The organism is Kaistella sp. (assembly GCF_041824135.1).
Lineage (GTDB): Bacteria > Bacteroidota > Bacteroidia > Flavobacteriales > Weeksellaceae > Kaistella.
This window is the reverse complement of the sequence record NZ_JBGZYM010000084.1, coordinates 145,730-172,478: the sequence shown is the minus strand read 5'-3', so window position 1 is coordinate 172,478 and position 26,749 is coordinate 145,730. Positions and strand designations below refer to the sequence as shown.

The 26,749-nt window shown below is 35.8% G+C and carries 27 protein-coding genes and 2 tRNA genes; 5 read left to right on the top strand and 24 right to left on the bottom strand.

All coding sequences use genetic code 11. The features are described from left to right. Nucleotide 1 precedes the first annotated feature (1 nt). The 5 genes from ACEYOS_RS10745 to ACEYOS_RS10725 are packed head-to-tail and all read left to right on the top strand — an operon-like array spanning nt 2 to nt 4,586. Nucleotides 2–964 (top strand): glycosyltransferase family 2 protein, encoded by a 963-nt coding sequence (locus ACEYOS_RS10745; protein ID WP_373707619.1) that lies wholly within the window; start codon nt 2–4, stop codon nt 962–964. 53 nt (nt 965–1,017) lie between these two features. Beyond that, complete coding sequence (locus tag ACEYOS_RS10740; protein WP_373707620.1) at nt 1,018–1,875, top strand: alpha/beta hydrolase; 858 nt, start codon at nt 1,018–1,020, stop codon at nt 1,873–1,875. A gap of 53 nt (nt 1,876–1,928) precedes the next feature. Then, nucleotides 1,929–3,221, top strand: coding sequence for a hemolysin family protein (locus ACEYOS_RS10735; protein WP_373707621.1), 1,293 nt, complete (start codon nt 1,929–1,931; stop codon nt 3,219–3,221). Continuing rightward, entirely contained in the window at nt 3,222–3,989 is a 768-nt protein-coding gene (locus ACEYOS_RS10730; protein WP_373707622.1) for an alpha/beta hydrolase, read from the top strand. A 39-nt stretch (nt 3,990–4,028) separates the two neighbouring features. After that, nucleotides 4,029–4,586, top strand: a complete 558-nt coding sequence (locus ACEYOS_RS10725; protein WP_373707623.1) for a 3'-5' exonuclease — start codon at nt 4,029–4,031, stop codon at nt 4,584–4,586. A 174-nt stretch (nt 4,587–4,760) separates the two neighbouring features. Here ACEYOS_RS10725 and apaG read toward each other — a convergent pair whose 3' ends face one another. From apaG to ACEYOS_RS10605, 24 genes are all read right to left on the bottom strand, one after another. Continuing rightward, the gene (gene apaG, locus ACEYOS_RS10720) at nt 4,761–5,147 is read right to left on the bottom strand and encodes a Co2+/Mg2+ efflux protein ApaG (RefSeq protein WP_373707624.1); all 387 of its coding nucleotides are present in this window, start codon (nt 5,145–5,147) and stop codon (nt 4,761–4,763) included. Nucleotides 5,148–5,229: 82 nt separating this feature from the next. Then, nucleotides 5,230–6,462, bottom strand: a complete 1,233-nt coding sequence (odhB, locus tag ACEYOS_RS10715) for a 2-oxoglutarate dehydrogenase complex dihydrolipoyllysine-residue succinyltransferase (RefSeq protein WP_373707625.1) — start codon at nt 6,460–6,462, stop codon at nt 5,230–5,232. 43 nt (nt 6,463–6,505) lie between these two features. After that, nucleotides 6,506–9,313: a 2-oxoglutarate dehydrogenase E1 component gene (locus ACEYOS_RS10710; protein WP_373707626.1), complete on the bottom strand. Its 2,808-nt coding sequence runs from the start codon at nt 9,311–9,313 to the stop codon at nt 6,506–6,508. Nucleotides 9,314–9,414: 101 nt separating this feature from the next. Further along, nucleotides 9,415–10,452, bottom strand: coding sequence for a polyketide cyclase (locus ACEYOS_RS10705; RefSeq protein ID WP_373707627.1), 1,038 nt, complete (start codon nt 10,450–10,452; stop codon nt 9,415–9,417). A gap of 83 nt (nt 10,453–10,535) precedes the next feature. Then, nucleotides 10,536–11,804, bottom strand: a complete 1,269-nt coding sequence (locus tag ACEYOS_RS10700) for a glucose-1-phosphate adenylyltransferase (protein ID WP_373707628.1) — start codon at nt 11,802–11,804, stop codon at nt 10,536–10,538. A 345-nt stretch (nt 11,805–12,149) separates the two neighbouring features. Then, on the bottom strand, nt 12,150–12,389 hold the full coding sequence (locus ACEYOS_RS10695; RefSeq protein WP_373707629.1) for a GIY-YIG nuclease family protein: 240 nt from the start codon (nt 12,387–12,389) through the stop codon (nt 12,150–12,152). A gap of 113 nt (nt 12,390–12,502) precedes the next feature. Continuing rightward, complete coding sequence (locus tag ACEYOS_RS10690; RefSeq protein ID WP_373707630.1) at nt 12,503–12,733, bottom strand: GIY-YIG nuclease family protein; 231 nt, start codon at nt 12,731–12,733, stop codon at nt 12,503–12,505. A 104-nt stretch (nt 12,734–12,837) separates the two neighbouring features. Continuing rightward, nucleotides 12,838–13,059 (bottom strand): GIY-YIG nuclease family protein, encoded by a 222-nt coding sequence (locus ACEYOS_RS10685; RefSeq protein WP_373707650.1) that lies wholly within the window; start codon nt 13,057–13,059, stop codon nt 12,838–12,840. 56 nt (nt 13,060–13,115) lie between these two features. After that, a tRNA-Asp gene (locus tag ACEYOS_RS10680) sits at nt 13,116–13,189 on the bottom strand. A 70-nt stretch (nt 13,190–13,259) separates the two neighbouring features. Continuing rightward, nucleotides 13,260–13,333: transfer RNA gene (locus tag ACEYOS_RS10675), tRNA-Asp, on the bottom strand. A 229-nt stretch (nt 13,334–13,562) separates the two neighbouring features. Continuing rightward, nucleotides 13,563–13,880, bottom strand: a complete 318-nt coding sequence (trxA, locus tag ACEYOS_RS10670; protein ID WP_305520091.1) for a thioredoxin — start codon at nt 13,878–13,880, stop codon at nt 13,563–13,565. A 69-nt stretch (nt 13,881–13,949) separates the two neighbouring features. After that, the gene (locus ACEYOS_RS10665; RefSeq protein WP_373707631.1) at nt 13,950–15,125 is read right to left on the bottom strand and encodes a cysteine desulfurase family protein; all 1,176 of its coding nucleotides are present in this window, start codon (nt 15,123–15,125) and stop codon (nt 13,950–13,952) included. 39 nt (nt 15,126–15,164) lie between these two features. Beyond that, nucleotides 15,165–15,752, bottom strand: coding sequence for an HAD-IB family hydrolase (locus ACEYOS_RS10660; RefSeq protein ID WP_373797572.1), 588 nt, complete (start codon nt 15,750–15,752; stop codon nt 15,165–15,167). 56 nt (nt 15,753–15,808) lie between these two features. Further along, nucleotides 15,809–16,534, bottom strand: coding sequence for an SDR family NAD(P)-dependent oxidoreductase (locus ACEYOS_RS10655; RefSeq protein ID WP_373707633.1), 726 nt, complete (start codon nt 16,532–16,534; stop codon nt 15,809–15,811). Between the two features lie 41 nt (nt 16,535–16,575). After that, nucleotides 16,576–17,889 carry an FAD-binding protein gene (locus tag ACEYOS_RS10650; RefSeq protein ID WP_373707634.1) on the bottom strand — a complete coding sequence of 438 codons (1,314 nt, stop codon included), beginning with the start codon at nt 17,887–17,889 and terminating at the stop codon, nt 16,576–16,578. Further along, complete coding sequence (locus tag ACEYOS_RS10645) at nt 17,886–18,773, bottom strand: decaprenyl-phosphate phosphoribosyltransferase (RefSeq protein ID WP_373707635.1); 888 nt, start codon at nt 18,771–18,773, stop codon at nt 17,886–17,888. Before ACEYOS_RS10645 ends, ACEYOS_RS10650 begins: the two co-directional genes overlap by 4 nt. Nucleotides 18,774–18,860: 87 nt before the next feature. Beyond that, nucleotides 18,861–19,556, bottom strand: coding sequence for an OmpA family protein (locus tag ACEYOS_RS10640; protein ID WP_373707636.1), 696 nt, complete (start codon nt 19,554–19,556; stop codon nt 18,861–18,863). 33 nt (nt 19,557–19,589) lie between these two features. Further along, entirely contained in the window at nt 19,590–20,069 is a 480-nt protein-coding gene (locus ACEYOS_RS10635; RefSeq protein WP_373707637.1) for a lipocalin family protein, read from the bottom strand. A 93-nt stretch (nt 20,070–20,162) separates the two neighbouring features. Continuing rightward, a complete protein-coding gene (locus ACEYOS_RS10630) occupies nt 20,163–21,887 on the bottom strand; it encodes a S8 family serine peptidase (protein WP_373739017.1) in 1,725 nt (574 codons plus the stop codon). Nucleotides 21,888–21,895: 8 nt separating this feature from the next. Then, on the bottom strand, nt 21,896–22,507 hold the full coding sequence (locus ACEYOS_RS10625; protein WP_373707639.1) for a WbqC family protein: 612 nt from the start codon (nt 22,505–22,507) through the stop codon (nt 21,896–21,898). A 204-nt stretch (nt 22,508–22,711) separates the two neighbouring features. Beyond that, entirely contained in the window at nt 22,712–24,361 is a 1,650-nt protein-coding gene (gene lepB, locus ACEYOS_RS10620) for a signal peptidase I (RefSeq protein WP_373707640.1), read from the bottom strand. Between the two features lie 82 nt (nt 24,362–24,443). After that, nucleotides 24,444–25,148 carry a 4-hydroxy-tetrahydrodipicolinate reductase gene (gene dapB, locus ACEYOS_RS10615; protein WP_373707641.1) on the bottom strand — a complete coding sequence of 235 codons (705 nt, stop codon included), beginning with the start codon at nt 25,146–25,148 and terminating at the stop codon, nt 24,444–24,446. A 30-nt stretch (nt 25,149–25,178) separates the two neighbouring features. After that, nucleotides 25,179–25,808: a DUF5683 domain-containing protein gene (locus ACEYOS_RS10610; RefSeq protein WP_373707642.1), complete on the bottom strand. Its 630-nt coding sequence runs from the start codon at nt 25,806–25,808 to the stop codon at nt 25,179–25,181. Next, a complete protein-coding gene (locus ACEYOS_RS10605) occupies nt 25,808–26,695 on the bottom strand; it encodes a ParB/RepB/Spo0J family partition protein (protein WP_373707643.1) in 888 nt (295 codons plus the stop codon). Before ACEYOS_RS10605 ends, ACEYOS_RS10610 begins: the two co-directional genes overlap by 1 nt. Nucleotides 26,696–26,749 lie beyond the last annotated feature (54 nt).

Sequence of the window (26,749 nt, the reverse complement as noted above, 5' to 3'; positions counted from 1 at the left end):
TTTGGATTTAGCAATCGTCATATTAAATTGGAATGGAAGGAACTGGTTAGAAAAATTTCTGCCCAATGTTATTGAACATTCTGAAAATACTTTTATATATGTCATTGATAATTCATCTACCGACGATTCCGTTCGCTTTTTAGAACAAAATTTTCCTCATGTAAAAATCGTTCATAATAAAGAAAACCACGGCTTTGCTGGAGGTTATAATGAAGGTTTAAAAGAGATCAGCCACGAATTCTACTGCTTACTCAATTCAGATGTTGAAGTGACGGAGAACTGGCTCACTCCCATTCAAAATATTTTTGCGAGCGATTCCCAAATTGCTGCGGTTCAACCCAAAATTCTTGATTTTAACAAAAGAAATTATTTTGAATTTGCGGGAGCTGCAGGCGGATTTTTGGATAATCTCGGATATCCTTATTGCCGAGGGCGCATTTTTGAAAACATCGAACAAGATCACGGACAATACAACGATGAAGTTGAAATTTTCTGGGCTTCTGGGTGTTGCTTTTTTATTCGTTCTAAAGATTTTTGGGCTCAAAATGGTTTTGATGCAAGATTCTTTGCGCATCAGGAAGAAATTGATTTGTGCTGGCGTTTAAAAAACTCGGGCAAGAAAATATTTTACACTGGAAAATCAACAGTTTATCATGTCGGAGGCGGCACCTTAAATAAACAAAGCCCGCAAAAGACTTTTTTGAATATGCGGAATAATCTTTCCATGATTTTAAAAAACATGCCTTTGCTCAATGGAATCTTTCTGGTTCTCTTCAGAATGATTTTAGACGGATTTGCTGGAATTTACTTTGGTTATAAAAATGGACTATCCCATTTTTGGGCTGTAATTTGTGCGCATTTTTCTTTTTACGGACAGATTCCACAAACGCTAAAACTTCGTCAAAAAAATCAGATCACCGATTTCTACGAAGCGAAATGGTTGGTTTTTAAAAATTTCCTTTAAAAATTTTCTATTCTTTCCATCTTGTTTGGGGTATAATTATCTAAATTTATGCTATGAATATAGATATCTACTTTATCATTTCTGTCATCGTGGTGATCATTCTTGTTATAGGAATTCTCATCTATTTTTTCCAGCATAAATTTTTCTTTCAGCCAGAAAAACTTCCAGCAGATTTTAAATTCGCTTATGATCATTTGAAAGCGGAAGAGAAATTTGTTGAAACTGAAAAAGGTGCACATATCAGTTACCTTCATTTTCAGGTTGATGATCCAAAAGGGGTCGTCATTTATTTGAAAGGGAATACAAAAAGTATCAAAGGTTGGGGGAAATTTGCCATCGATTTTACACGACTAGGTTATGAAGTAGTGATGATGGATTACCGCGGATTTGGAAAAAGTACTGGCAAAAGAACGGTTGAAGCCATGAAGCGTGATTCCCAATTCATTTATAATATTGTAAAAAAAGAATTTAGAGAAGATAAAATAGTTGTGTACGGACGTTCACTTGGGTCTGGTTTTGCAGCACGACTCGCTTCGAAAAACAATCCTCGATTGCTGATTCTTACTTCACCTCTGTATTCATTACTGAGAACGATTCACCGCTACTTACCCTTCATGCCCGCAAAACCATTCCTAAGATATAACATTCCAACTTTTCAGTATTTAAAAAATGTACGGTGTCCCATTAAAATTATTCATGGTAGCGATGACCGACTGGTTCCCATCAACACTGCCATCGATCTTTCAGAGATTAATCCTGACCTCTCGAGACTTTATGTGATCTTAAGAGCTGGCCACATCGACATCCATCAGTTCGAAGAATACCACCGGGTCATGGAAGAAATATTCGACGAAAGGAAAGTTTTCATCGACGCTGAAACAACAAGTTTAGGCTATTCTCACAGGAAATAAAAATTCTTTGATACCATCAAAAAAATTATCTTTGTGGTAATTAAAAGATTTTAATGGAATTATTGATCATTATTTTACTCGTTCTACTTAATGGAGTGTTTGCAATGTCGGAAATGTCACTCGTATCATCCCGTAAATTTAAATTAGAAAACTCTGCCAGAAGAGGAAATACATCTGCTAAAAAAGCTGTAGAGCTTTCAGAAAATCCAACCAAATTTTTATCGACCGTACAAATCGGAATCACCTTAATCGGAATTTTGCTGGGAGTTTATTCCGGTGAAAACCTTACGAATGATTTTAAAGGCTTTTTAGATCAATTCGCAATCATTCAGCCTTATTCCAAACCTTTGTCAACCATCGGAATTGTTATTTTTATTACCTACCTCTCTATTTTATTAGGAGAACTTTTACCGAAAAGAATTGCAATGACTTTTCCGGAGCGAATTATTATATTGCTCGCAAAACCGATGGATATTTTATCTAAAATAACCTCACCATTTGTTTTACTGCTTACCACCTCCAATAATGTGTTGTTGAAGGTATTGGGAATAAAAAACACCTCAGACAGCATTATCAGTGAAGAAGAAATAAAATCAATCGTAAGAGAAAGCGCCTTGGAAGGAGAGATCGATGAAATTGAACAAAATATTGTAGAACGTGTTTTTGAATTAGGAGACCGAAAAATCAATACTCTTTTGACGCACAGAACTGCCATAACATCGTTCAATATTAATGATCCTTTAGAAGAAATTCTACAGAAAATAAAAATCGAAAAACACAACGCTTATCCAGTTACAACAGGAAATAGCCTGGATGATATTGCGGGAATTGTAATGCTGAAAGATATTTTCCCTATCGAAGATCCTGTAAATTTTGATTTGAAAAAATATTTGAGGCAACCAGTTTATCTTAATGAAAATTATTATGCCTACAAAGTATTGGAAATTTTCAAAAAAGAAAAAAATCATTATGGTGTTGTCATCGATGAATATGGTAATACCGTTGGAATCATCACCATGCATGATGTTTTAGATGCATTGGTGGGAAACACTGCTACCAATGAAAACTTTGACTATAGAATCACCCAACGAAGCGAAAATACCTGGCTTGCCGATGCACAATTTCCAATCGTGGAGTTTATTAAATATTTTCAGTTGGAATATGAATTTGATAATAAGGATAACTATACCACATTGGTTGGTTTTTTCCTCAATGAACATCAAGGTTCTACCGAAATTGGAGATAAGATAAAAATAGATGATCTGGAATTGGAAATTATTGACAAGGACAGACAGCGTGTTGACAAGATATTAATTACCAGAAAGGAACCCATTTCAGAACGATAAATGAGTAGATTGCTTCAATACTTGCAGGAGAAAGTTGTTTTTTTGCCGATTATTTTGCAAAAAGACCATGAGTTTGATTTCAAGGTAGAATTTGAAGAGTATTTCTGGGAAACCCCATTTGAAGGAATAATTAATGTGCTTCATTTTAAAATTGAAAATCCTAAAGGCGTCATCGTTTATTTTCACGGGAACGCTGACAATCTCCATCGTTGGGGGAAAATTGCAAATGAATATACCAACTTTGGTTATGATGTTCTGGTTATGGACTATCGTGGATACGGAAAAAGTTCTGGTCCCAGAAATGAAGATTATCTTTATTCTGACGCTCAGTTTTTCTATGATTATGCAAAGGAATATTATAGCGAAGAAAAAGTAATTGTTTACGGACGTAGTTTGGGTGGATCTTTTGCAGTGAAAGTTGCGGCCGATAATCAGCCTAAAGCAGTAATCTTAGAAGCTACATTTTTTAATTTACAGGACATTGTTAACCGTTGGCTGCCAAAACAAGTTACTGACAAAGTTTCCCCAACCATGACCTATCATTTTTTATCCAATGAAAATATAGCTAAAGTCGAAGTGCCGCTCTACCATTTTCATGGAACAAAAGACAATGTAGTTCCGATAAGATCAGGTAAGAAATTATTCGAAATTTTCAAAAAAACACAACCTAAAATTAAAAAGAAATTTATCGAAATTTCTGGCGCTACCCACGATGATTTGATTAATTATGCAGAATTCGTGGATGAAATGAAAAAAATATTAAAATAAGATAATACTTTTGAAGTATCAAAAAAATGATAAAGTACAATGATTGATTTCTGCGCTATTGACTTTGAAACAGCCACGTCAGATAGAAATTCTGCTTGTGAGATGGGAATTTGTGTGGTTGAAAATGGCGAAATTGTTTCTACGAAAACCTGGCTGATTAAACCTCCGAGCTATCCGTATTTTAATCCCTATAATATCGCCGTTCACGGAATTACTCCGAAAGACGTTCAGGATGCTCCAACGTTTGATGAGATCTGGCATGAAGCTGAAGCTTTAATGTACGGCAATTTAATGATCGCTCATAATGCAGGTTTTGATGCTGGCGTATTAAGAAGTTGTTTAGATCACTATGGATTCTTTAAACCCAAAATGAATTATTTGTGCAGTATCTCGATCGCTAAAAAATCGTGGAAAGGTTTGCCCAAATATGGACTGAAGAGTTTAGCCGAGCAACATAATATTCAATTCAATCATCACCGGGCTGGCGCTGATGCTGAAGTATGTGCGAAGATTTCTTTACTGGGTTTTAATCAAATGATGCTCACCAGAAATGACGAAGTTCAGGAGGTGATGAAAAAGAATTTAAAAATTTTGTAAGATTAATTTTGTACGAAAGTTTAAAATTAAAACATCGATTGATATAATAACTACCTCGCAACCCGACTTGAGTGGAGCTCATTTTTTAGGCAGGCCAATTAGCGGTGGAAAAAATAGCGGGAACGGAAGGCGGATGAAGTTGCCCAAAAAAAATAACGCCAATTTACAACTGATTTAGTTACTTAACACTTCGGCAACCAAATTGAATTTAGGAACTTCAATCTCTAACATTTCTTTGGTAAGTAGATTCTTACAGAAAAATAATCCTGACATATTTCCCACTCCAGAGCGAAGTAAGACATTTGAAAAGTAGGTGAAATTATCACCAGGTTCAATGGTCGGAGTCAAACCAATAACGCCTTCGCCCGCAACTTCGGTAAAACCAAAACCCAGATCAAAGATCAACCATTTTCTTCGTAACAATTGTACCGCATCTCGACCTAAGTTTTCAATGGTAATATTGTATCGAAAGACAAAACGGTTTTCCGCCGGGAAACTATTCTTGGTATCATATTGTGGAATAACGGAAACTTTAATATCGGAAGTAGTGGTTGAAAACATATCAAAATTTTAATAAAGTCAATACAAAAATCCCGCCTTTATAGACGGGATTGATATAATTAGTGAAAATCTTTAATTGGAATTAAAGTTCCAATCCTTTTCTTTCATCTCCTCCCAATAAATGCTCAACTGGATTGTCAATTGCTTCTTTTACAGCAACTAAGAATCCTACAGATTCTTTACCATCGATAATTCTATGGTCATAAGACAAAGCCACATACATCATAGGACGAATTACTACTTGTCCGTCAATAGCCATCGGTCTTTGAAGAATGTTATGCATTCCTAAAATCGCAGATTGTGGCGGGTTGATAATTGGCGTTGACATCATGGATCCGAAAGTTCCACCATTGGTCAAGGTAAATGTTCCACCTGTCATTTCATCTACGGTAATTTTTCCGTCTCTTACTTTTTCTGCTAAAGATTTAATATTGCTTTCAACACCTCTGAAAGACATGTCTTCTGCATTTCTTAAAACCGGAACCATCAATCCTTTTGGACCTGATACCGCTACTGAAATATCGCAGAAGTCATAATTAATTTTGTAATCGCCGTCAATAGAAGCGTTCACATCTGGATATAATTTCAATGCTCTTGTTACCGCTTTGGTGAAGAAAGACATAAATCCTAATCCAACGCCGTGTTTCTGTGCAAATTCTTCTTTGTATAGCTTTCTAATTCTGAAAATCTCCGACATATCCACTTCGTTAAAAGTAGTCAACATCGCAGTTTCATTTTTCACCTGTACTAATCTTGCAGCAACTTTTCTTCTTAGTACGGAAAGTTTAGTGGTGCTGGAACCTCTTGATCCGCTTGTTGCAGTAGTCGATCCCATTGCTGGAACTGAGGCAAAATCAGCGTCTTGTTTAGTAATACGACCATCTTTCCCGGAACCGCTTACTTGAGAAGCACTAACTCCTTTTTCATCTAAAATTTTCTTAGCCGCTGGAGAAGGTGTTCCCGTTGCATAAGTTGCGGCAGGTTTCGCTTCAACTTTTGGAGCTTCTACTTTAGCAGGTTCTGCTGCCTTTACATCTGCTGTTGCAGCAGGAGCTGAATCTCCTTCAGGTTTTGCAGCTGAAGTATCAATTAAACATACCACTTGTCCTACTTCTACCACTTCACCTTCTTCCGCTTTTAGCGTGATGGTTCCGCTTTCTTCAGCAGGTAATTCAAGAGTTGCTTTATCAGAATCTACTTCTGCGATGGGTTGATCCTTTTCTACATAATCGCCGTCTTTAACTAACCACGTCGCGATTTCAACTTCTGTGATGGATTCTCCCGGAGAAGGGACTTTCATTTCTAATATTGACATCGGATATATTTTTTATTTTTTTAATTATAATTACTATTTTTTACTAAGCCGTAACAGGTCTTTTTGTTGGCGCATCATCTCTATCAAATACTCTGTTGATCACGCTGTTCTGATTATTTTCAAACATCTTATGGCTTCCTGGTGCAGGTGAACCACTTGGTACTGGAGCAATAACCTGAATTCCTGTATCTCTGAAATTTCTTAAGATATAACCCCAAGCTCCCATATTCTCTGGTTCTTCCTGAACCCAAAGCAATTGTTTTCTGTTGCTGTATTTCTCGAAAACTTCATTTATTTTGTCTTGTTGAAGTGGATACATTTGTTCCATTCTGACCAAGGCAATATTTTCACAATTCAATTCTTCTTTTTTAGCTAAAAGTTCATAATAAATTTTACCTGAACAAATAACTAATTTTTCAATCTTTTCCGCTTTTGCAGTTGCATCATCAATAATCGGCTGGAATTCTCCGGTTGCCAAATCTTCAATGGTTGAAATTACCTTTGGATGACGCAATAACGATTTTGGGGTCATTACAATTAATGGTTTTCTGAAATTCCATTTCATTTGTCTTCTTAACAAATGAAAGTAATTTGCAGGAGTTGTCGCATTGGCAACCACCATATTTTCATTGGCACAAAGTCCTAAGAATCTTTCTAATCTTGCCGAAGAGTGTTCTGCACCCTGTCCTTCATAACCATGCGGAAGTAACATCACCAAACCGGCTTGAATTTTCCATTTTTCTTCTGCAGCAACCAAATACTGGTCGATGATGATCTGTGCACCATTAACGAAATCTCCAAACTGTGCTTCCCAAATAGTTAACGTATTTGGCGAGGCCATGGCATAACCATAATCAAAACCAAGAACACCATACTCAGAAAGATGCGAGTTATAGATATCGAAACGATTATCGCTGATGTGTCTTAATGGTATGTACTCTTCTTCTGTATCTTCAGTTTTTACTAAAGCATGACGGTGAGAGAATGTTCCTCTTTCTACATCTTCTCCAGAAATTCTGATATTATTTCCTTCAGTAAGCAAAGTAGCATAGGCTAACCACTCACCAAGTGCCCAATCAATCGTATTTCCTTCAATCGATTTGATTCTGTTCTCAAAAAGACGGGTTACTTTACTAATGAATTTTTTATCCGTCGGCAAGGTTGACATTTTAATCGCCAGTTCCTTTAATTTCTTAGCATCAAATTGAGTATTAACAGGATTTAAAACTGCACCTTTTGGGGACATTGGTAAATCTTTCCAATAGCTCGCCATGAAAAGATCCATCGTATTCTTTTCAATTTCTTTTGAAGCATCATAATCAGCATCTAAAAGTTTTTTGAAGGAAACTTCCATGTCTTTCAGAACATCAGCAGAAAGAACTCCTTCTTGCATGAGTTGTTCCTTATAAATCTCTCTCGGATTGGAATGTTTAGAAATCTTTTTATATAAGTTGGGTTGCGTAAATCTCGGCTCATCACCTTCATTATGCCCATATTTTCTATATCCTAAAAGATCAAGATAAACGTCTTTACCAAATTCTGCGCGGAAATCTGCGGCAAATCGAACTGCATGTACCACTGCTTCTACATCATCTGCATTCACATGCATTACTGGAGATTCAGTTACTTTCGCAACATCTGTACAATAAACCGACGAGCGTGCATCTAAGAAATTGGTTGTAAACGAAACTTGATTATTCACCACAATGTGAATTGTTCCACCCGTTCTATAACCTTCCAAAGTCATCATTTGTGCAACTTCGTAAACGATGCCTTGTCCAGCAATTGCACCATCACCATGAATAATGATTGGTAAAACTTTTTTGAAATCTTTATAAGTATCGTCAACTTTCGCTCGACAAATACCTTCTACCAAAGCAGCAACAGTTTCTAAGTGCGATGGATTTGGCGTCAAATTGATTGAAACCTCTTGTCCATTCGCTGTTTTTATTTTCTTGGAAGAGCCTAAGTGGTATTTTACGTCACCCGAGAATACATCTTCTTCAAATTCTTTACCTTCAAATTCTGAGAAAATCTGTTTATATGACTTTCCAAAAATATTGGTCAATACATTTAATCTTCCTCTGTGCGCCATTCCCAGAACAACCTCGTCTACTCCCAAGTGTGAAGAACGGGTAATTAATTGATCTAAGGCAGGAATTAAAGATTCCCCTCCTTCAAGAGAAAATCTTTTTTGTCCAACAAATTTGGTATGAAGATAATTTTCAAATGCAACTGCTTGATTCAGTTTTTCTAAAATCTCTATCTTCTCATCCGCATTTAAGCGAGGATGATTTTCATTAACCTGCAACCATTCTCTAATGAATTTACGCTCAGCAACATTATTAATGTGCATATATTCCACACCGATTGATTTGCAATAAATCTTATCGAGATGGGCAATAAGTTCTTGTAAAGTTACCGCGGTAGCTAAGCCAGTAGTAGTGGCAGAATTAAATTTACGGGAGAGATCTGCTTTGGTTAACCCAAAGTTTTCAATATCTAAAGTAGGTTCGAAATGTCTATTTTCACGTACCGGATTGGTGTTGGTGAAAAGATGTCCACGATGTCTGTAGGCTTCGATCAGATTAAGAACCTGAAACTCTTTTTGAATATCTTCCGGAATCTGACCATTTGCAGAAGCTTGATTCGCTAACTGCACCGGCGCCGAAACCTTTGATGATTCAGAATTTTCCCTAAAATCATCACCATATCCCTCTAAAGCAAAATCAAATCCCTGAAAAAATGATTTCCAGGAAGGTTCTACCGAGTCAGGGAATTTTAAATATTGTTGATATAAGTCTTCTATTAACTGCGAATGAGCAGCGTTTAGGAATGAAAATTTGTCCATTATTTACAAATTATCTGTTTATTTTTATTTAAAGACCAAATTTAACAAAAATAAGTGAGGTACTAAAGCCAAAAAAAGGTTAAAAAGACGATTGCTGCAAATTATTTGTAAACCGGCAGCGATAATTTCATAACCGTTTTAGAATCAGATGTTGGCTCTTCTAAAAAAGTCTGCTGCAAATCACCAATTCGCATAGTATCTTTTTTTGCTTTTGTTAAAAGTTGCTGAATTGCCTTCACTCTTCCCGCATAATTACCGTCATAAAAAATAACATAATACGTAGAACTATTGATCGTTCTAAAACTGAAATTATTATCGGTAATACCTTCTTTCTTAGAAACTGGGATTCCGTAAAAGTAAGAGACTTCTTTATCTTTAAAATTATCAGCGTCGGTAATTAATACCGGTTCGCCATATTCGTCCTCTCTTTTGCCCAAATCCATTTTAATGTAGTTTGAGACTTTATTATGATTCACCACAATATTTTTAAAAAGAGCATCCTTTACATTTTTCGTAGTAACATTAATTCCTAAAAGCAATTGACTTTCTTCATTCTCGACCATCAGAGAATCAAATTTAATGCTTTCACGCTGCATTTCTTTATCTACTTTGTTCCCTAAGATTTGATAAAGATTTTTCATACTTTGGTCGATATTGTTTACCCAAAAGTCTTCCGAAATTAAATTTAACGACCGCTTAAAAAAAGTCTGTTTCGGAGTATGAATGAACCAGATCACTTTTGTTTTATCGTTTTGCGGAACAAACTTAAGATCGATGGCGTAAGGCATATTTTTTTGACCTTCGAATAACTGTAATTTCAAAGTCTTTTCTGGATTTTCATATCGAATAAATAGATCGCCGAAAATATCATTGTCCTTTTTATCGCGATAACTCATCGCACTTCCTTTACCTTCGTAAGGAGTATAGTACTGCACTGTCATATTTTTATTCTCTGAAAAGAACGCATTCCATCTTGTAAAGTTTTGCAAATTGCTGAACTGTGGATACACTTTATCAATCGGATAATTAATTTCTTTTTCAATAGTGAAGCTTTTATTTTCATCCACAAAAGTCATTGAAACAGCATAAACTACTCCGAAAAATAAAACGATAATGATTCCAAATTTTAACCAACGCATGCGGCAAAAATAGGGAAAAAGACGCGCAAAAAAAACACGGCAGTAAAAATACTGCCGTGCTTGTTTATTTGAAAGTAAATGTTTTAAGGAATCTGAGTTCCTGCTGTGATGACGGCATTCTTTTTTACAATGACGATCCCATCTTTAATGGAGTGGCTGTCAAAATCGCCATCTGGTAAATGTTGGCCACCAATGATTCTTACATTGTCGCCGATTCTACAATTTTTATCAAGAATGGCGCGTTCGATATAACAATATTTACCAACACCCAAATTAGGAGTTCCGCTATTGTCATTCGATACAATTTCCTTGGTGTCCTGATAAAAATCAGCACCCATCATATACGAATTCATGATGGTACTTCCTCGATCTACACGGCTTCTGTTTCCTACAATTGAATTTTCAATTTTATCAGCCATTATAATACAGCCATCACCAAATACTGCTTTACTAACGTACGATCCCAAAATCTTAGAAGGTGGCAGCATTCTCGCTCTTGTATAAATAGGAGATTTACTGAACAAGTTAAACTTAGGAAAATCAGTTGTTAAATCTAAATTAGCATCAAAAAATGACTGTATTGTTCCTATGTCGGTCCAATAGCCATCATATTGAAAACTTAATGTTTTATATTTTCCAATCCCGTTTGGAATTAATTCTCCACCAAAATCATCACCAGCATCTTCATCAAACATCTTTTTCAAGCCACTTTTGTTGAAAACGTAGATTCCCATGGAGGCAAGATATTCTTTTCCCTCACCTTTATTTTTTTCAGAAACTTCAGATTTCCAATCATTTAAAGCTTCACCAGAAGGTTTTTCAATAAATGATGTAATATTCCCTTCTTCATCAGATTTTAAAATACCGAATCCTGTAGCATCATGCGCATTTACTGGAATCGTAGCAATGGTAATATCGCCTTTGTTCTTACAGTGAAAGTCGATCATTTCACGGAAATCCATTTGATACAACTGATCGCCAGAAAGGATTAGAATATATTCGTAATCGTATTTATCCAAATGTTTCATGGATTGTCTCACGGCATCTGCGGTACCTTGATACCAAGCATCACTTTCTATGTTTTGTTCCGCTGCCAAAATATCCACAAAACCTTTGCTGAAAATATCGAAGTGAAATGAATTTTTAATATGAGAATTCAGGGATGCAGAATTGAACTGCGTCAGCACCAGAATACGGTTAAAACCAGAATTAAGACAGTTGGAAATAGGGATATCAACTAACCTGTACTTTCCTGCAATCGGAACTGCCGGTTTGGATCTTGTATTGGTTAAAGGAGCTAACCTGGCGCCTCTTCCTCCACCGAGAACAATTGAAATAACACTGGGTTTCATAGATGTATTTTTAAATAGATTATTAAATAATGTTGCTTAACAATATTACCATTTTTCTTGTACTAATCAAAATAAATGAGGATGATAAATGATAACATTTCTTAATTCGACACTCAGAAACCAGGAATTAATAAATTTAGGAAAAAGAAAATTGCTGAGAAAAATTAGTGTTAATTTTAATTTCCCAAGTTTCTGAAGAAGTGAATTAAATAAAAGGAAAGGGTGTAAACGTAAAATTTCATTAAAAAAAATCTCCCAAAATAATTTGAGAGATTTGTCTCCTTATAAAAACGAGAGGATTCGAACCCGTCTCGTCAGCTGCTGACGAGATGACACAGCGGCATTCTAACCAATCAATTTTTCTATGGATTTACGGTTTAGTTTCTTTAATCTTTTTTCTTCTTTCAAAGCTGCTTCTTTTTCAGCAAATTCTTGAACATACATAATCACCCAATCTTTTGTTTGAGAAGTAAATTTATGTTTTGAATTTAAATGGTAATCCAAACGCTTTTCTACATCAGTTGAAAAACCTTTGTAGTAAACATCTAATCTTGCGGAATAAAGTATGTAAACGTAAAATTTCATTAAAAAAAAATCTCTCAAAAATAATTTGAGAGATTGGTCTCGTTCCAAAAACGAGAGGATTCGAACCCGTCTCGTCAGCTGCTGACGAGATTACAGATCGGCATTCTAACCAATCAATTTTCTATGGATTTACGGTTTAGTTTCTTTAATCTTTTTTCTTCTTTCAAAGCTGCTTCTTTTTCAGCAAATTGTTGAACATACACAATCACCCAATCTGTAGTTTGGGAAGTAAATTTATGTTTTGAATTTAAATGATATTCCAGACGCGTCTCTACATCAGTCGAAAAACCTTTGTAGTAAATATCTAAGCTTGCAGAATAAAGTATGTAAACGTAAAATCTCATCAAAAAAAAATCTCTCAAAATGATTTGAGAGATTTGTCTCGTTCCAGAAACGAGAGGATTCGAACCCGTCTCGTCAGCAGCTGACGAGATGACAGATCTGCATTCTAACCAATCAAATTCTCTATAGATTTACGATTGAGTTTCTTTAATCTTTTTTCTTCTTTCAAAGCTGCTTCTTTTTCCTCAAATTGTTGAACATACACAATCACCCAATCTTTAGTTTGAGAAGTAAATTTATGTTTTGAATTTAAATAGTATTCCAGACGCTTCTCTACATCAGTCGAAAAACCTTTGTAGTAAATATCTAAGCTTGCGGAATAAAGTATGTAAACGTAAAATCACATCAAAAAAAAAATCTCTCAAAAATTATTTGAGAGATTAGCGATCCGGACGGGATTCGAACCCGCGACCTCCGCCGTGACAGGGCGGCATTCTAACCAGCTGAACTACCGGATCAATTTTTTTGAAAAAGTATTGATAAACTTTTATAGTGCATTTTACAAATTAGTAGTAATTTATAAAAAAGCGATCCGGACGGGATTCGAACCCGCGACCTCCGCCGTGACAGGGCGGCATTCTAACCAGCTGAACTACCGGATCTTTTTTATGCTTTGATAAAACCAATTTTGACTTGAACTCGATTCATCAACTCTTACGGAGGTGACTTGGTGATGCTCTAATCAATTGAGTTATCGTGTTGTCTTAGTTTCTAAAGAACGTCTTTCTTTTTGGTGAGTGCAAAAGTACATATTTTATCGTACACTACAAACAATATTCAAAAAAAATGCTCTCCTAATCAGGAAAGCACTCATTTTCAAGCAATTTATTTTTATAAATGTGCTGATAATTTTTCAGCGATCACTTCTTTTGAAGCTACACCGACAATTTTATCTACCACTTCTCCGTTTTTGAAAATTAAAACAGTAGGAATATTTCTAATTCCGTAGTCCACAGAAACCTGCTGGTTGTTATCTACATCTACTTTTCCTACGATTGCTTTTCCTTCGAAATCAGTCGCTACTTCTTCGATAATTGGTCCAAGTGTTCTACACGGTCCACACCATACTGCCCAAAAATCTACCAATACCGGTTTATCTGAATTCAAAACCATTTCCTGAAATGATTGATCTGTAATTTCTAATGCCATTTTTATGTAATTTTTAAATTAATTTTGAGTCTACAAATTTACAATATTCTTGCTAATTTACCCTTTTGTCTATCTATGTTCAACATTTACTTTTTCTATTTGAAAACTTTCAGCTATTTCTTCTACCGCATTGACTAAAGCATCAATATCTTCTTTGGTTGTAAAGTGGCTGAAAGAAACTCTTAGAGGTGTTGTTTGATCCATCTCTTCTTCATCGACGACCATCATCATTACCATTGAAGGTTTAGACGCTCCAGACGAACAGGCGCTTCCCTGAGAAATCGCTATTCCCTTCATATCTAACTTTAAGCCGATCATCGGGTCTTTGAAAGGCAGTAAAACGCTTAGGACCGTATATAAACTATTGTCCATTTCAGCACTTCTCCCGTTGAATTTAACTCCTGCAATTTTTTGCGAAAGTTGATCAGTTGTGTATTGTTTGATATCTTTAATATGATTAGCGTAAATATCCATATTTTTCAGATAGATTTCCAAAGCTTTTCCTAAACCTACGATTCCGCAAACGTTTTCTGTACCTGCTCTCAGACTTCTTTCCTGTGGACCGCCAGTGATAATTCCCTTTAATCCTGAGGCTTTTCTAATGAAAGCAAAACCGCTTCCTTTTGGACCGTGGAATTTATGAGCACTGCAAGAGGCAAAATCTACTGGAATATCAGAAAAATCTAAATCCATGTGAGCCATTGATTGAACGGTATCAGAATGGAACAAAGCATTATTTTCTTTGCACAATTGCGCAATTTTTTTGATGTCAATAAGATTTCCGATCTCGTTATTGGCGTGCATTAGGGTTACCAAAGTCTTCTTGTCAGAACTTTTCAAAAGTTTTTCTAATTGCTCTAAACTAAAATCTCCTTTTTTATCAGGACGAAGATAAGCAACTTCTACTCCTCTTCGTTTCTTCATGTCCATAACCGTTTCTGCCACACATTTGTGCTCAAGAGGTGACGAAATAATCCGCTCCACAGCCAAATGATCAACACACGATTTTATAATCATATTATTGGATTCTGTTCCGCAAGACGTGAAAATAATTTCAGCCGGACTTACTTTCAGATACTCAGCAACATCTCTTCTTACATTTTCGATGAGTATTTTAGCCTCTTGACCAAGACTGTGTGTGGAAGATGGATTCCCATAATTGTTTTTTAACACACCGACCATTGCATCAATAACCTCCTCAGATAGCGGCGTAGTCGCAGCATTATCCAAATAAATTTTATTCATTTTTACTTTTACTTTTTTAGATTTTTTCAGAGTTTAAAATTAATGAAAAAATTTAAACTGACCTTCATTTGCCCAATCCAACATTTGTTGATCGCCAGAAGTATCGCCGAAAGCGATGGCTTTATCGAATTTTTTGCCAGAAATCTCTTCTTTTATTCTATTCACTTTCTCGGGTCCATTACAATTTTTTCCAACGAAATTTCCAGTAAAGACCTCATTTTTGAACTCTGCTTTTGTGGCTATCAGATTCATTTTAAATTTTTCGGCAAAAGGTTTTACCCAAATATCCAAGGAGGCGGAAACGATGTAGCAATCTGTCTGTGAATAATCAATATTTTTAATAAAATCTAAAGCATTCTCCCGAAAGATCTCTGGATAATATTGCTCAAAAAATTCTTGTGCTTTTTTTTCAATTTTTGCTTTACTCTGACCTTTAAGAATCGACGAAATAAAACTTTTTTTCACTTTCTCTGCATCTAAAAGATTTAATTTAAGTAAAGTAAAAAGTGGAATATGTTTAATAAACTGAATTCGGAATTTCGAAGCATTATAGAATTTAAGATACAAAAACATGGTGTCTTTGTAGGTTAAAGTTCCATCAAAATCAAAGCAATATAATTTTTTCATCTTCTTAAAAATTCAATATTTATTCTCGGTAAACTACAAATTAAAATGTTAAAGTTTTAAAGTTTTAATTTTTTAAAAATAAATTCTGGAATATTTCTGATAATCAACATAATGACGCTCCAAACTGGCAGAACATAAACGACGTTTTTCTTACTTTTATACGCGTTATATATTCCTTCAGCAGCTTGTTTTGGGCTTGCTGTTAATTTAGGATTGAGTGGCAAACCTTCTGTCATTTTCGTTTCCATAAATCCAGGCTTCACCGTGAGCACATGAACTTTCTTACTGAACAGATAATTTCTTAATCCACTTAGGAAAGCTGTTAAACCCGCTTTTGCACTTCCATAAATAAAATTGCTTTGCCGTCCGCGTTCTCCTGCAACAGACGAAAGAACGATCATCGTTCCAGATCTTTGCCTCTCCATTTTATTGGCGAAAAAATTAAGAACAGGAACTAATTTTCCGTAATTAACATCGATGATTTTCTCCGTATTTTTGTTGTCATACAGTCCTTCTTCTGTCCCTTCACCAAGATATCCTGTGGCGCAAAAAAGGAGTTCAGAATCTATTTCATCAAAAGTAGTGTAGTCAATCGGTTTCAATAAATCGAGGTCAATAATCTCTGATTGCTGAACATATTTCACCTCCAAATGTTTCGCAAATTTCTCTGTGGTTTCTTTATTTGAAGTGAAGAGATATATTTTCGAAAATTTCTCACCCGCACTTAAAGTCTTCTCAACAAATGCCTGTGCAACCTCTGAATTGCTTCCTAAAACGATCATAATTTATGGTATAATTTCTGAATGGGATTATCTCAAGAAGATTAATTATTTTGAATTCTCTTTTGCTGCATTGAAATAAATTTCGGGTTTTGAACATTTTGCAGATAGTTGGTCAATGATGATTTACTCATCGAATCTTTGGTTAAATAAATTCTGCCGCCAAATTCTTCTACGATATCGTCAAGTTGAGCCACTAACTTTTTCAGTTTCTTATTGACTTTAAAATCCAATGCCAACGTATAACCTTCCATCGGGAAGGAGTTGTATGCTTCGGGATTGTCTTTACCGAACAATTTTAAAACCGCAAGAAAAGATCCGTTTCCACTTTTGGCAATGGTCTCCAGAATTCTTTTCATTCCTTCTTTGCCTTTCTCCTTTGGAATCACCATTTGATATTGAATAAAACCACTTTTACCATAAATTCTGTTCCAATCATTTACAATATCTAATGGATAAAAAAATGATTCATAATGAACAAAGTTTTTAACTTCCTTCTTAGTCTGTTTACTGTAATATAAAAAGTTGAATAATTTAACGGTTAAATTATTTAGTACAAAATTTGGAAAATAGAAAGGAATTGAAGGACTGGTGTTTTTCTTGACCAGCAAAGGATTATCCTGTAATTTTTTTGGTAATTCATGCTTAAAGGCATGTTCGCCACGCATCATGATGCTTCTTCCTAAATTTTTATCTTTTTGAAGACAATCGATCCAAGCAACATTATAAGTCCAGGATTCACTTTCGGCAAATAATTTAAAAATCTCATCTAAATTTTCAGCTTTGATGCTTTCCTGACGAATATAAGAGCTTTCAATATTTTTTAATTTGAATTTAGCGGAAAGAATAATTCCGGTTAAGCCCATTCCACCAATTGTGGACCAGAACTTATCCGCGTTTTCAGTTTTTGAACAGGCCAGGATCTCTCCTTTTTCATTCATTAAAGAAAATTCAATAACGTACTCTGAAAAACAACCTTCTGCATGATGATTTTTACCATGAACATCAGAAGCGATTGCACCACCAACAGTAATAAATTTAGTACCTGGAGTTACAAAAAGAAAGTAACCTTGAGGAACAATGACCTCTAAAACATCAGAAAGCAAAACACCAGATTCACATTCAATTATTCCATTTAATCGATCGAAACTGATAAACTTATTAAGTCTTTTGGTCGAAAATATATTTTCGGAAAGGGCTGCATCGCCATAACATCTGCCGTTTCCTCTAGCGATGATGTCGTGGTTATCGCGAATATATTTCTGTATTTTCGCAGACGAGTCTTCGGACTTCATTTCTTTTTCCACCACTGGAAAATTTCCCCAGTTCGTTACCGTCTGTTTATAATCTGGTTTCATTTCTTAAAATAAATTTGTAATAAAAACGCTGCCAACCAAAGCACTAACGTCACCTGAATGTATCTGTCCTTATAAATAATTTTGGTAGGAGATTCGGTTTTGTTATAGACCAAAGTCTGTTGCAAATAGCGTAAAAAAGCAAAAACAACAAAGATCACCGTATAAAAAACGCGAGGATGAAATCGCTGCTGAACTTCTGGAGATAATGTAAACATTAAATAACACACAATTGCCAAAGCACAACTGATTGAAAGTGCGATGTCGGCAAACTGTACATTATAGCCATCTAATGATTTTCTTGTACGACCCGAAATTTGAGCGTTAATCAATTCTCCTCTTCTTTTACCTATTGCTAAAACCAATGCTAAAACGAAGGTCAGTAAGATCGCCCATTGTGAAATTAGAATTCCAGTGGCGTAACCTCCTGCTAAAACACGAAGAACGAACCCAATAGAAATGATCATCACATCTACAATCGCGACATGTTTTAATTTGAAAGTGTACGCTAAATTCATGACGAAATAAAAGCCTACAATCGTTCCAAATTTCCACAAATTATCAAGTAAAAAATCTTTAGCAAAAAATACTGCAACACCAATTAAAGCCAGGAGAATAATTAAAATAATCTTCGCAGTTCCTTTAGAAATTACACCACTTGCAAGGGGACGGTTCTTTTTTTCAGGATGTTTCCGATCGGACTCAATATCTGAATAATCATTGATGATATAAATACTACTTGCGACGAGGGAGAATACAATAAAAGCAAAAACGCTTTTTAGTAATAAGTCAAAATGGGTAATGTTTCCCGAAAAAAACAGTGGTAAAAAAACAAAGAGATTCTTAACCCACTGCTCTACGCGAAGCAGTTTTAAATATTTCATCATTCATATAAAATTCAACGGTAAAATTAGTGAATTTTAAATAAAAAAAATCCGCCGAAGCGGATCTTATATCAGTATATTTATATTGATTTACTGAGCAGTTTTTGCATCGTTAATCATATCTTCATTTGCAGTAATTGCAAATTCTACTCTTCTGTTTTCTGCTCTACCTGCATCGGTACTGTTTGATGCAATAGGAGAAGCTTCACCCATTCCCATTGTATTCATTCTCATTGAAGAAACTCCTTTCGATGCAAGGTAGCTTTTCACAGCTGCAGCTCTTCTATCAGAAAGTGAAAGGTTGTAAGAATCAGTTCCTTTACTATCTGTGTAGCCATAAATATTAATGTTCGTGTCTACATTATCTACTAAAACTTGAGCCAGTTTATCAAGATTTGCTTTTGCACTAGCAGTTAGATCTGAAGAGTCAAAACCGAAGTTAACCATGTTTTCTTTCATCGTTACCTTAATTCCTTCACCTACTCTTTCAACTTCTGCACCTGGCAAAGTTTCTTTAATCGCTTTAGCCTGCTTATCCATTTTGTTACCGATAACGTTACCAGCAACTCCACCAACTACACCACCTAGGACTGCTCCTAAAGGCGCGTTTTTACCTTTTCCTAAATTATTCCCAAGGACACCACCTAAAATTGCTCCTGCTGCAGTTCCGATTACAGTTCCTTTTTGTTGATTGTTTGAGTTTTTTACAGCTTCACAACTTGTCATTGTCAACATTGATGCTGAGATAAACAAAGCTGCGATATTTGTTTTGTTAAAAATTTTCATAATTTTTTATTTAATATTTTAATTTTAATAGTATTATTTCATTCCTGTTCTTTCGAAGTTGTAAACAACTCTTACATTTTCCCCACCTGAAGGAATGTTTTGTTCTAAACTGAATCCATCTGCCGTTTGACTCACTAAATTAAGAGAATAACCAGCAGTTACTGCTTTCGCTTTTGAACCTTCCATCAATTTCTTGAATTTAAATTCATTTCCATTTGATACTTCGAATTTGATTGGTTGAATTACACTTGGACAATCGCCACCACCATTGATGGTATAAGATCCGGTCCAGTTATTGGGAATTAATCTCCACTGACTTCCAACGAAACATTGAGCATCTGCGTTTTCATCAAATGGCTTAACTTTATAATTATTGTCATAATTAACACTGGTAATTTGCCAGTCGCCTTTTAATTTCAAAAATTCTGCACGGTTAGACTGCGCTGTTTTGGCTGTAGAACATGAAACAGTTAATGCTGCTCCAACTATTCCTGCTAATAATAAATTTTTCATAGTAGTATAATTAATTATTCTATCTGTACAAAAAACCATGCCATTCGGACCAAAATAAAAAAAAACCCGAGCAATCGGGTTTTAATTTAAAGTCTATTTCTTTTTGTAAACGGGCTTTTTCTTGTACGTTTTTTTCTTAACCGGTGTTGATGTGGAAGCTTTTACCTTCGAATCTTTATAAAAATTCGTATAGGCATATTCTGCCGCCTTTCTTACATCAATCACACCGCCAGCTTCAGAAATCATATCAAATCTGTTATTGGTGTTGGAACTGATCATGGCATTCACCGTTGATTTATTAGAAGTTTTCACCAATGCTTCGATGATTTGAGCTGGAGTCAAATTCGGCATGTATGCTAACAAAACAGAAGCTGCACCGGCAACTACCGGAGAAGCCATCGATGTTCCCTGGAGATATTCGTATTTTCCTTTTGGAACAGTAGAATAAATCTTATCGCCTGGCGCAAACACGTTAACTAATTTCTGATTATAATTAGAGAAGCTCGCTCGTAAAAATTCGTTATCGTTGGTTGATGCACCAACAACAATCATATTGTTAACAAAAGGTTTGGCGTCCTCGACATTTTTATAATTAGTTGGGAAATAAACATTTTCTGCGATGTCTTCGTTTTCGTTTCCGGCAGCTTTTACTAAAAGAACACCTTTCGATTCTGCATGTTTGAAAGCATCCCAAACCACATATTTTCCTGGAGAAACCGGTTTCCCGAAACTCATATTTAAAATTCTCGCTCCATTGTCTACAGCATATCTAATGGCATTTGCAATATCTTTATCTCTCTCGTCACCATTTGGAACGGCGCGAACAGTCATTATTTTTGCAGTTTTATAACCTACTCCATATTGCACTTCAGTTCCTTGCGGAAGACCTGCAATAATTCCGGCAACGTGAGTTCCATGCTGTGCATCTGGACCTTCGTAATGATTATTACCGTATTTTTTTTCTGAATAATCATCATAATTATCACCAACAATAGAAGCTCTTGGATCGAACTCCAAATTATATTGTTTGGTCGCTTGTGGTTCATAGTAATCCAAAGCTTCTTTCATTTGCGCCTCTAAAAACTTCTGAACTTCGGCAGGTGATTTTCCAATAACGGAAGGATCTCTGCTGATCTGTCCCAAAACGGAAGCAGCCATTGCCTGCTCTGATGTAGTTGGTTTAATCGCTGAAATTACTTCTGGTGTAAGATTCTGGCCACCCAGCATTGCAATCATCGATGGAATCATTCCCTGAATTCTCTTATAAGTCTCGTAGTTCTGTTTGGCTTCGACACTTTTTTTAGTGAAAATTTCTTTGGACTTCATGTACATCACAAATTCTTCAGGCATTTTAGCTTGATTGGCTTTATTCTCTGTAGAGTTCGGTCCTTCAAAAATGGACTGGTATTTTTTAACAACCCGAGTTACTTCCATATTGTCGATGTCGATATCACCGTTTTTTCCACCACTGAAATTCCAACCGTGGATATCATCAATGTAGCCATTTCCATCATCATCTTTTCCGTTGTTAGGAACTTCGTTGACGTTCTTCCACATATTTTTGATGAGTCCTGGATGGTCAACATCTACACCACTATCTAAAACTCCAACAATTACCGGTTTGATTTTCAAACCTTTGGAATCTAAATATTTATAAGCATTTTGAGTGTTGACACCGTAAATATTGGTAGATCCAAAATCCTGATGATACCACGTCATCAGATTTTTATCCTGCATAGGATCTAAAGCTGTTTCTGCTTTTTGCGCAAAAGAAACAAAGCCTGTTATAAAACAAGCTGCAATTAATATTTTATTCATATTGATTTTTATTTTGTTTTGACATTCTTAATATAGGTCAAAGCTTCTGGGCCTTTGTTACAGAGAAGATCAATTATGGACAAATCTTTCAAATAGCCAAATTTATCAGAAAATGACTGATAATACTCTACCATTTGAAAATTAGTTTCTGTTTTGGCGGATAATTGATCGCGGTAATTGAGATACTCAGGTTCTTTGAAGTACTCGTTATTCAAAGAATATGCCTTTTCTGTTTTCAGTAATTTTTGAACGATCTTTAAAGCATTTAAATTGAATTCTACCAGAGACGCCGTTTTAAAAGAAAAAATCTTTTCTAACTTATCTTCGTAATATTCAAAATAAGGCGAAGTCTGATAAGCCGTTTTTATCGATTTCCAGTGGATGTGTTGCCATTTTTCCCGCGTGGAAGTTTGGATCTCTTTCAGCAATCTTGTTCCATTGTGGTTCATTGGAATGATCAAAGAGAGTTTTCCGTTGGCTCCGTAAATATTAGTTCTATTGCGATAGGTTTGCTTCGGAAAATTCTCATACTGTTCGAAAATGATTTCAGCATCATCCTGCAAAAAGACGGCAAACCATGAAATTGGCGGAAGATAAAATATAGGTAATAGAATCTGCATTTTTATAAAACTTTATTTTGAAAATAATAAACAGGACTGCTTTGATGATGGATCAACTGAAGCAACTATCTCTTATTTTTATGGGGCAACCTGAATCCTAGCCCCGATTGCAACGGCATCCTTTTTTGAGGAGGAACGACGAAAAAAAGACCTGCCTGCCGGCAGGCAGGTATAGTGGAAAGCGGGATGAAGCTCCTGAAAACATTAATCTTCTTTCTCTTTCTTTCTAAATAATTTCATAATGAAATCCCAACCGAAAAACAGGACCAGAATAATCGCGGCGATCCACCAGTACGAGGTTTTATGTAATTCGCCAGTATTGGTTGCTTTAAACATTCTGTCCCAACGCACTTTCTTGTCCGCCTGATACGTGGAACCACTATCCGGGAACAATCCCTCCACACTTAACCAAGTAAACATAGGCGATCCCACAATATTTTCCTCTGGTACGAAACCGAAAAATCGTGCATCCAAGGAAGCATCACGGTTGTCACCGATCATCATGTAATAATCCTGCTGAATCGTATATTGCGTAGCTTCTTTGCCATCGATAAAGATCTTTCCGTTATTATTTTCTAAATGATGATGCTCATATTCAGAAATGATCCACTGATATTCTGGCAAAGTTTCCTGGTTCAAAGTAACCACATCACCTTTCTTTGGAATTCGCAAAGGACCGTACCAATCCTGATTCCATTTTTTGTTGACTGGAAAAACAGATTGTGTAGTATCGATATTTTTGGTGTAGGCATCTCTGGCGCCATTCACTTTAAACGAAATCGCGGCAGAATCTTTTTCCCAGATATGTTCTTTAAGTTCAATGATCTGTGGAAGTTCTCTAATTTCCTTGGCTGTTTTATCAGTCAATCCCTGGAAATCATAGATGAAACCATTTTGAGTTTGAGTTTCCTGAACCGGCAAAAAGCCGTAGATCTTGTATAAGGCAGGAATATCCAACTGACTTCCGGTAGTCGCTATATATTTATGTTGTTTCTGCTGGTCGCCCAAAATGACTTCTGGTTTCCCGTTGACGAAAAGTCGACCGGCACGCATCTCCAGAACATCACCGGCAACAGCGACACATCTTTTTACGTACGGATCTTTTCGGTCAATCGCAGTATGAACTGAATCTTGTGGATAATTGAAAACAACGATATCGTTTTTCTGCGGTTTCTTTAATTGTAAAAGTCTGGTGTACGGAAGTTTTATGGCATCGACATAGGATTTGGGATCATCTTTAGGATTTCCTTTTTGTCCAGTATCCATGATGGTTCCTTGCAAGAAAGGAAGAGCGACTGGTCTCATTGGCATTCTGAAACCGTAAGTCCATTTGTTAACAAATAAGAAATCTCCTACTAACAATGTTCTTTCCATCGAACCTGTTGGAATCCCAAATGGCTGCGTGAAAAATACGTGAATAATCGTGGCAAAAACCACTGCAAAAGTAATAGAGCCAGCGAAAGTATCTTTTCTTTTGGCCGCTTTTTCTTCGTCTGTTAAATATAGATCTTCCTCTACTTCAACTTCGGTGTCTTTGGAATAATTCACCACCGCCATATAAACAAAGGGCAGGAAAATGGTTAACAAAGTTTGCATCAAAGATCTTTTGCCGAAATGCTTCATTAAAAAAACATGGAAAACCGTTATCATTATCGGCCCGATGATTGGGATATAAGAAAGTATTGCCCACCATTTGGAATGGTTGGTTTCCTTGAGGATAATGAAATAATTGTAAAAAGGGACAAACGCAAAAAGCGGATTGTAACCCATTTTTTTGAAAAGCTTCCACGTAGAAACTCCCATGATCACAGAGAGAATTAATACGTAAATTAAATAAGTAAGAAAGTAATTCATATTGTAATGCTTATCGCTATTAGTTTATTTTATTTGAAAATTGTTACAAAGTAATGAGTGATCCATAATAAGTAAAGAGTAATTATTTACTGAAAAGAACATCATTCATAGTGAAGTTGCCCTGCTTCCCGATGATCCACTCCGCGGCAACGATGGCTCCTACGGCAAAGCCGTTCCTGTTAAAAGCGGTGTGTTTGATCTCGATTTCATCGACGTCACTTTTGTAATAAACGCTGTGAGTTCCCGGAACTTCGTTTTCTCTGATCGCAAAAATACCGAGTTCTTGATTTTGTGTTTCTTCCAATTTCCAGGCATCGAATCGAGGATCATTTTTAATAATTCCCTCTGCGATTGAAATGGCTGTTCCACTTGGAGCGTCTTTTTTTTGGGTATGGTGGATTTCTTCTAACTGGACATTATATTCAGAAAAATCTTTCATCAAGTTGGCAAGTTTTTCATTTAAAGCAAAAAATAAATTTACGCCTAAAGAGAAATTAGAGCCGTATAAAAAAGCGGTATTATTTTGAAGAGCAATTTCCTCGATCTCCGGTTTTTGATCTAACCAACCGGTCGTTCCACAGATCACTGGGATCTTATTTTCCAGACAAATTTTAATATTATTAAAAGCTACTTCCGGGTTCGAGAATTCGATGACGACATCTGGGCTGTTTAGATTTTCGGCAGTCGGCGTTTCATTAAGTCTAGCAACGATCTCATGACCCTTCTTGGTCGCAAGCTTATCGATGATATGCCCCATTTTCCCGTAACCAACCAGTGCTATTTTCATATTTCAAAACGCTGCAGCGTCGATATTTTATTAAAAATTATAACTTAAACTTAAACCTGCTTTAGAATTAGCCTTTCCAAATTCATCAAAAATGATGGTTGGTTTCAAAGCCAAATCAGGATCTTTTCTACCTTCGTACAAATGTGCATCTACGACTGCATCTACGATTCCAAGAATATAAACCAAACTTGTAATTGCAATGGCATAATCTCTTTGTCTTTTGACTCGATCTTGGGTTCGGCCTAAAACTTCTTTGGTCACGCCAGGAATATTGGAAAACTCATGTTCTTGCCCATTCAGTTCGGCCACAAATGCATCTCTGTATCGGTTATACTGTTTTTGATTCCAAAGTGTAACGCCAACTCCAGTTCCTATTCCGCCCCAAACGATTGGAATCTTCCAGTACTTTTTATTGTAATATTGTCCTAATCCAGGTAATATTGCTGAATACAAACCTGCTTTCGTAGGATTGAATTTCATGGCTTTAACCGGAGCATTAGATTCTTTAATATCGGTCAATACTTCAATTTCAGACGGAACTTGTTTTGTACTAACTGAATCTGTAGGATAATTTTCAACACGAATGGTGTCTTTCGGACTGATCTGCGCGAAAGTCGAAATTGAAAATAAAACCAAAAATATAATCGTAAACTTTTGCATTATTTAAAGTGTGCAAGAATTTGTTCTAATTCTTCTTCGTTTTTAAAATCCAGAACGATCTTTCCTTTTTTTCCGTTAGCCGCAGATTTTATTTCTACTTTGACGTCTAAAATATCGGCCAGACTCTTCTCGACTCTTTTGAAATTATTAGAAAGTTCTGTTTTGGCCTTTTTAACTTCAACTTTAGGGTTTTTCAGCAAATTAGCTTCCTGCTCGGTTTGACGAACACTTAGGCCTTGTTTAACAATCTTGTCAAAAAGCTCTTTTTGTTTTTGCTCATCCTCGATACTGATGATGGCTCTACCGTGACCGGCAGAAATCTCACCACTCCTGATCGCATTCTGAAAATCAGGATCCAGTCTTAATAATCGAATGGAATTGGTGATGGTAGATCTTTCTTTCCCAACTCTTTGACTTAAATTCTCTTGAGTCATTCCGATCTCTTCTAATAATCTTTGATAAGTTAAGGCAATTTCGATGGCATCTAAATCTTCTCTTTGAATATTTTCAACCAAAGCCATTTCCAACAATTCCTGATCATTGACCAAACGAATATATGCCGGAACGCTTTTTAAACCAGCAATTTTACTGGCTCGGAAACGTCTTTCTCCAGAAATGATTTCAAATCTGTTTCCTTCTTTTCTTAAAGTAATGGGCTGGATAACTCCTAAAGCTTTGATAGAAAGCGCAAGATCATTCAGAGCTTTTTCATCAAAATAGGTTCTTGGCTGCGTGGCATTCGGATCAATATCTTCTAAAGAGACCTCCATAATATTACCGACAAACTTGTCTGCACCTTCATCTGTGGCGGAGTTAACAGACGCTTTCGATTCAGCGCTTAATATCGCACCCAATCCACGTCCCATTGCTCTTTTCTTATCTTTCATTCTTAAAATATTTTCTGGATTTTTAAAGTTTAAATACAATTAAACCTCGAAAAT

What these genes read in the sequence shown, in the direction of transcription:
- ACEYOS_RS10690 (WP_373707630.1), bottom strand. Translation starts at nt 12,733, where the DNA reads ATGAGATTTTACGTTTACATACTTTATTCTGCAAGCTTAGATATTTAC.
- ACEYOS_RS10730 (WP_373707622.1), top strand. Translation starts at nt 3,222, where the DNA reads ATGAGTAGATTGCTTCAATACTTGCAGGAGAAAGTTGTTTTTTTGCCG.
- lepB (WP_373707640.1), bottom strand. Translation starts at nt 24,361, where the DNA reads ATGAATTACTTTCTTACTTATTTAATTTACGTATTAATTCTCTCTGTG.
- ACEYOS_RS10645 (WP_373707635.1), bottom strand. Translation starts at nt 18,773, where the DNA reads ATGATGAAATATTTAAAACTGCTTCGCGTAGAGCAGTGGGTTAAGAAT.
- ACEYOS_RS10710 (WP_373707626.1), bottom strand. Translation starts at nt 9,313, where the DNA reads ATGGACAAATTTTCATTCCTAAACGCTGCTCATTCGCAGTTAATAGAA.
- ACEYOS_RS10735 (WP_373707621.1), top strand. Translation starts at nt 1,929, where the DNA reads ATGGAATTATTGATCATTATTTTACTCGTTCTACTTAATGGAGTGTTT.
- ACEYOS_RS10640 (WP_373707636.1), bottom strand. Translation starts at nt 19,556, where the DNA reads ATGAAAATTTTTAACAAAACAAATATCGCAGCTTTGTTTATCTCAGCA.
- dapB (WP_373707641.1), bottom strand. Translation starts at nt 25,148, where the DNA reads ATGAAAATAGCACTGGTTGGTTACGGGAAAATGGGGCATATCATCGAT.
- ACEYOS_RS10660 (WP_373797572.1), bottom strand. Translation starts at nt 15,752, where the DNA reads ATGAAAAAATTATATTGCTTTGATTTTGATGGAACTTTAACCTACAAA.
- ACEYOS_RS10665 (WP_373707631.1), bottom strand. Translation starts at nt 15,125, where the DNA reads ATGAATAAAATTTATTTGGATAATGCTGCGACTACGCCGCTATCTGAG.
- odhB (WP_373707625.1), bottom strand. Translation starts at nt 6,462, where the DNA reads ATGTCAATATTAGAAATGAAAGTCCCTTCTCCGGGAGAATCCATCACA.
- ACEYOS_RS10705 (WP_373707627.1), bottom strand. Translation starts at nt 10,452, where the DNA reads ATGCGTTGGTTAAAATTTGGAATCATTATCGTTTTATTTTTCGGAGTA.
- ACEYOS_RS10655 (WP_373707633.1), bottom strand. Translation starts at nt 16,534, where the DNA reads ATGATCGTTTTAGGAAGCAATTCAGAGGTTGCACAGGCATTTGTTGAG.
- ACEYOS_RS10610 (WP_373707642.1), bottom strand. Translation starts at nt 25,808, where the DNA reads ATGCAAAAGTTTACGATTATATTTTTGGTTTTATTTTCAATTTCGACT.
- ACEYOS_RS10695 (WP_373707629.1), bottom strand. Translation starts at nt 12,389, where the DNA reads ATGAAATTTTACGTTTACATACTTTATTCCGCAAGATTAGATGTTTAC.
- ACEYOS_RS10630 (WP_373739017.1), bottom strand. Translation starts at nt 21,887, where the DNA reads ATGAATAAAATATTAATTGCAGCTTGTTTTATAACAGGCTTTGTTTCT.
- ACEYOS_RS10605 (WP_373707643.1), bottom strand. Translation starts at nt 26,695, where the DNA reads ATGAAAGATAAGAAAAGAGCAATGGGACGTGGATTGGGTGCGATATTA.
- trxA (WP_305520091.1), bottom strand. Translation starts at nt 13,880, where the DNA reads ATGGCATTAGAAATTACAGATCAATCATTTCAGGAAATGGTTTTGAAT.
- ACEYOS_RS10725 (WP_373707623.1), top strand. Translation starts at nt 4,029, where the DNA reads ATGATTGATTTCTGCGCTATTGACTTTGAAACAGCCACGTCAGATAGA.
- ACEYOS_RS10625 (WP_373707639.1), bottom strand. Translation starts at nt 22,507, where the DNA reads ATGCAGATTCTATTACCTATATTTTATCTTCCGCCAATTTCATGGTTT.
- apaG (WP_373707624.1), bottom strand. Translation starts at nt 5,147, where the DNA reads ATGTTTTCAACCACTACTTCCGATATTAAAGTTTCCGTTATTCCACAA.
- ACEYOS_RS10635 (WP_373707637.1), bottom strand. Translation starts at nt 20,069, where the DNA reads ATGAAAAATTTATTATTAGCAGGAATAGTTGGAGCAGCATTAACTGTT.
- ACEYOS_RS10700 (WP_373707628.1), bottom strand. Translation starts at nt 11,804, where the DNA reads ATGAAACCCAGTGTTATTTCAATTGTTCTCGGTGGAGGAAGAGGCGCC.
- ACEYOS_RS10740 (WP_373707620.1), top strand. Translation starts at nt 1,018, where the DNA reads ATGAATATAGATATCTACTTTATCATTTCTGTCATCGTGGTGATCATT.
- ACEYOS_RS10650 (WP_373707634.1), bottom strand. Translation starts at nt 17,889, where the DNA reads ATGAAACCAGATTATAAACAGACGGTAACGAACTGGGGAAATTTTCCA.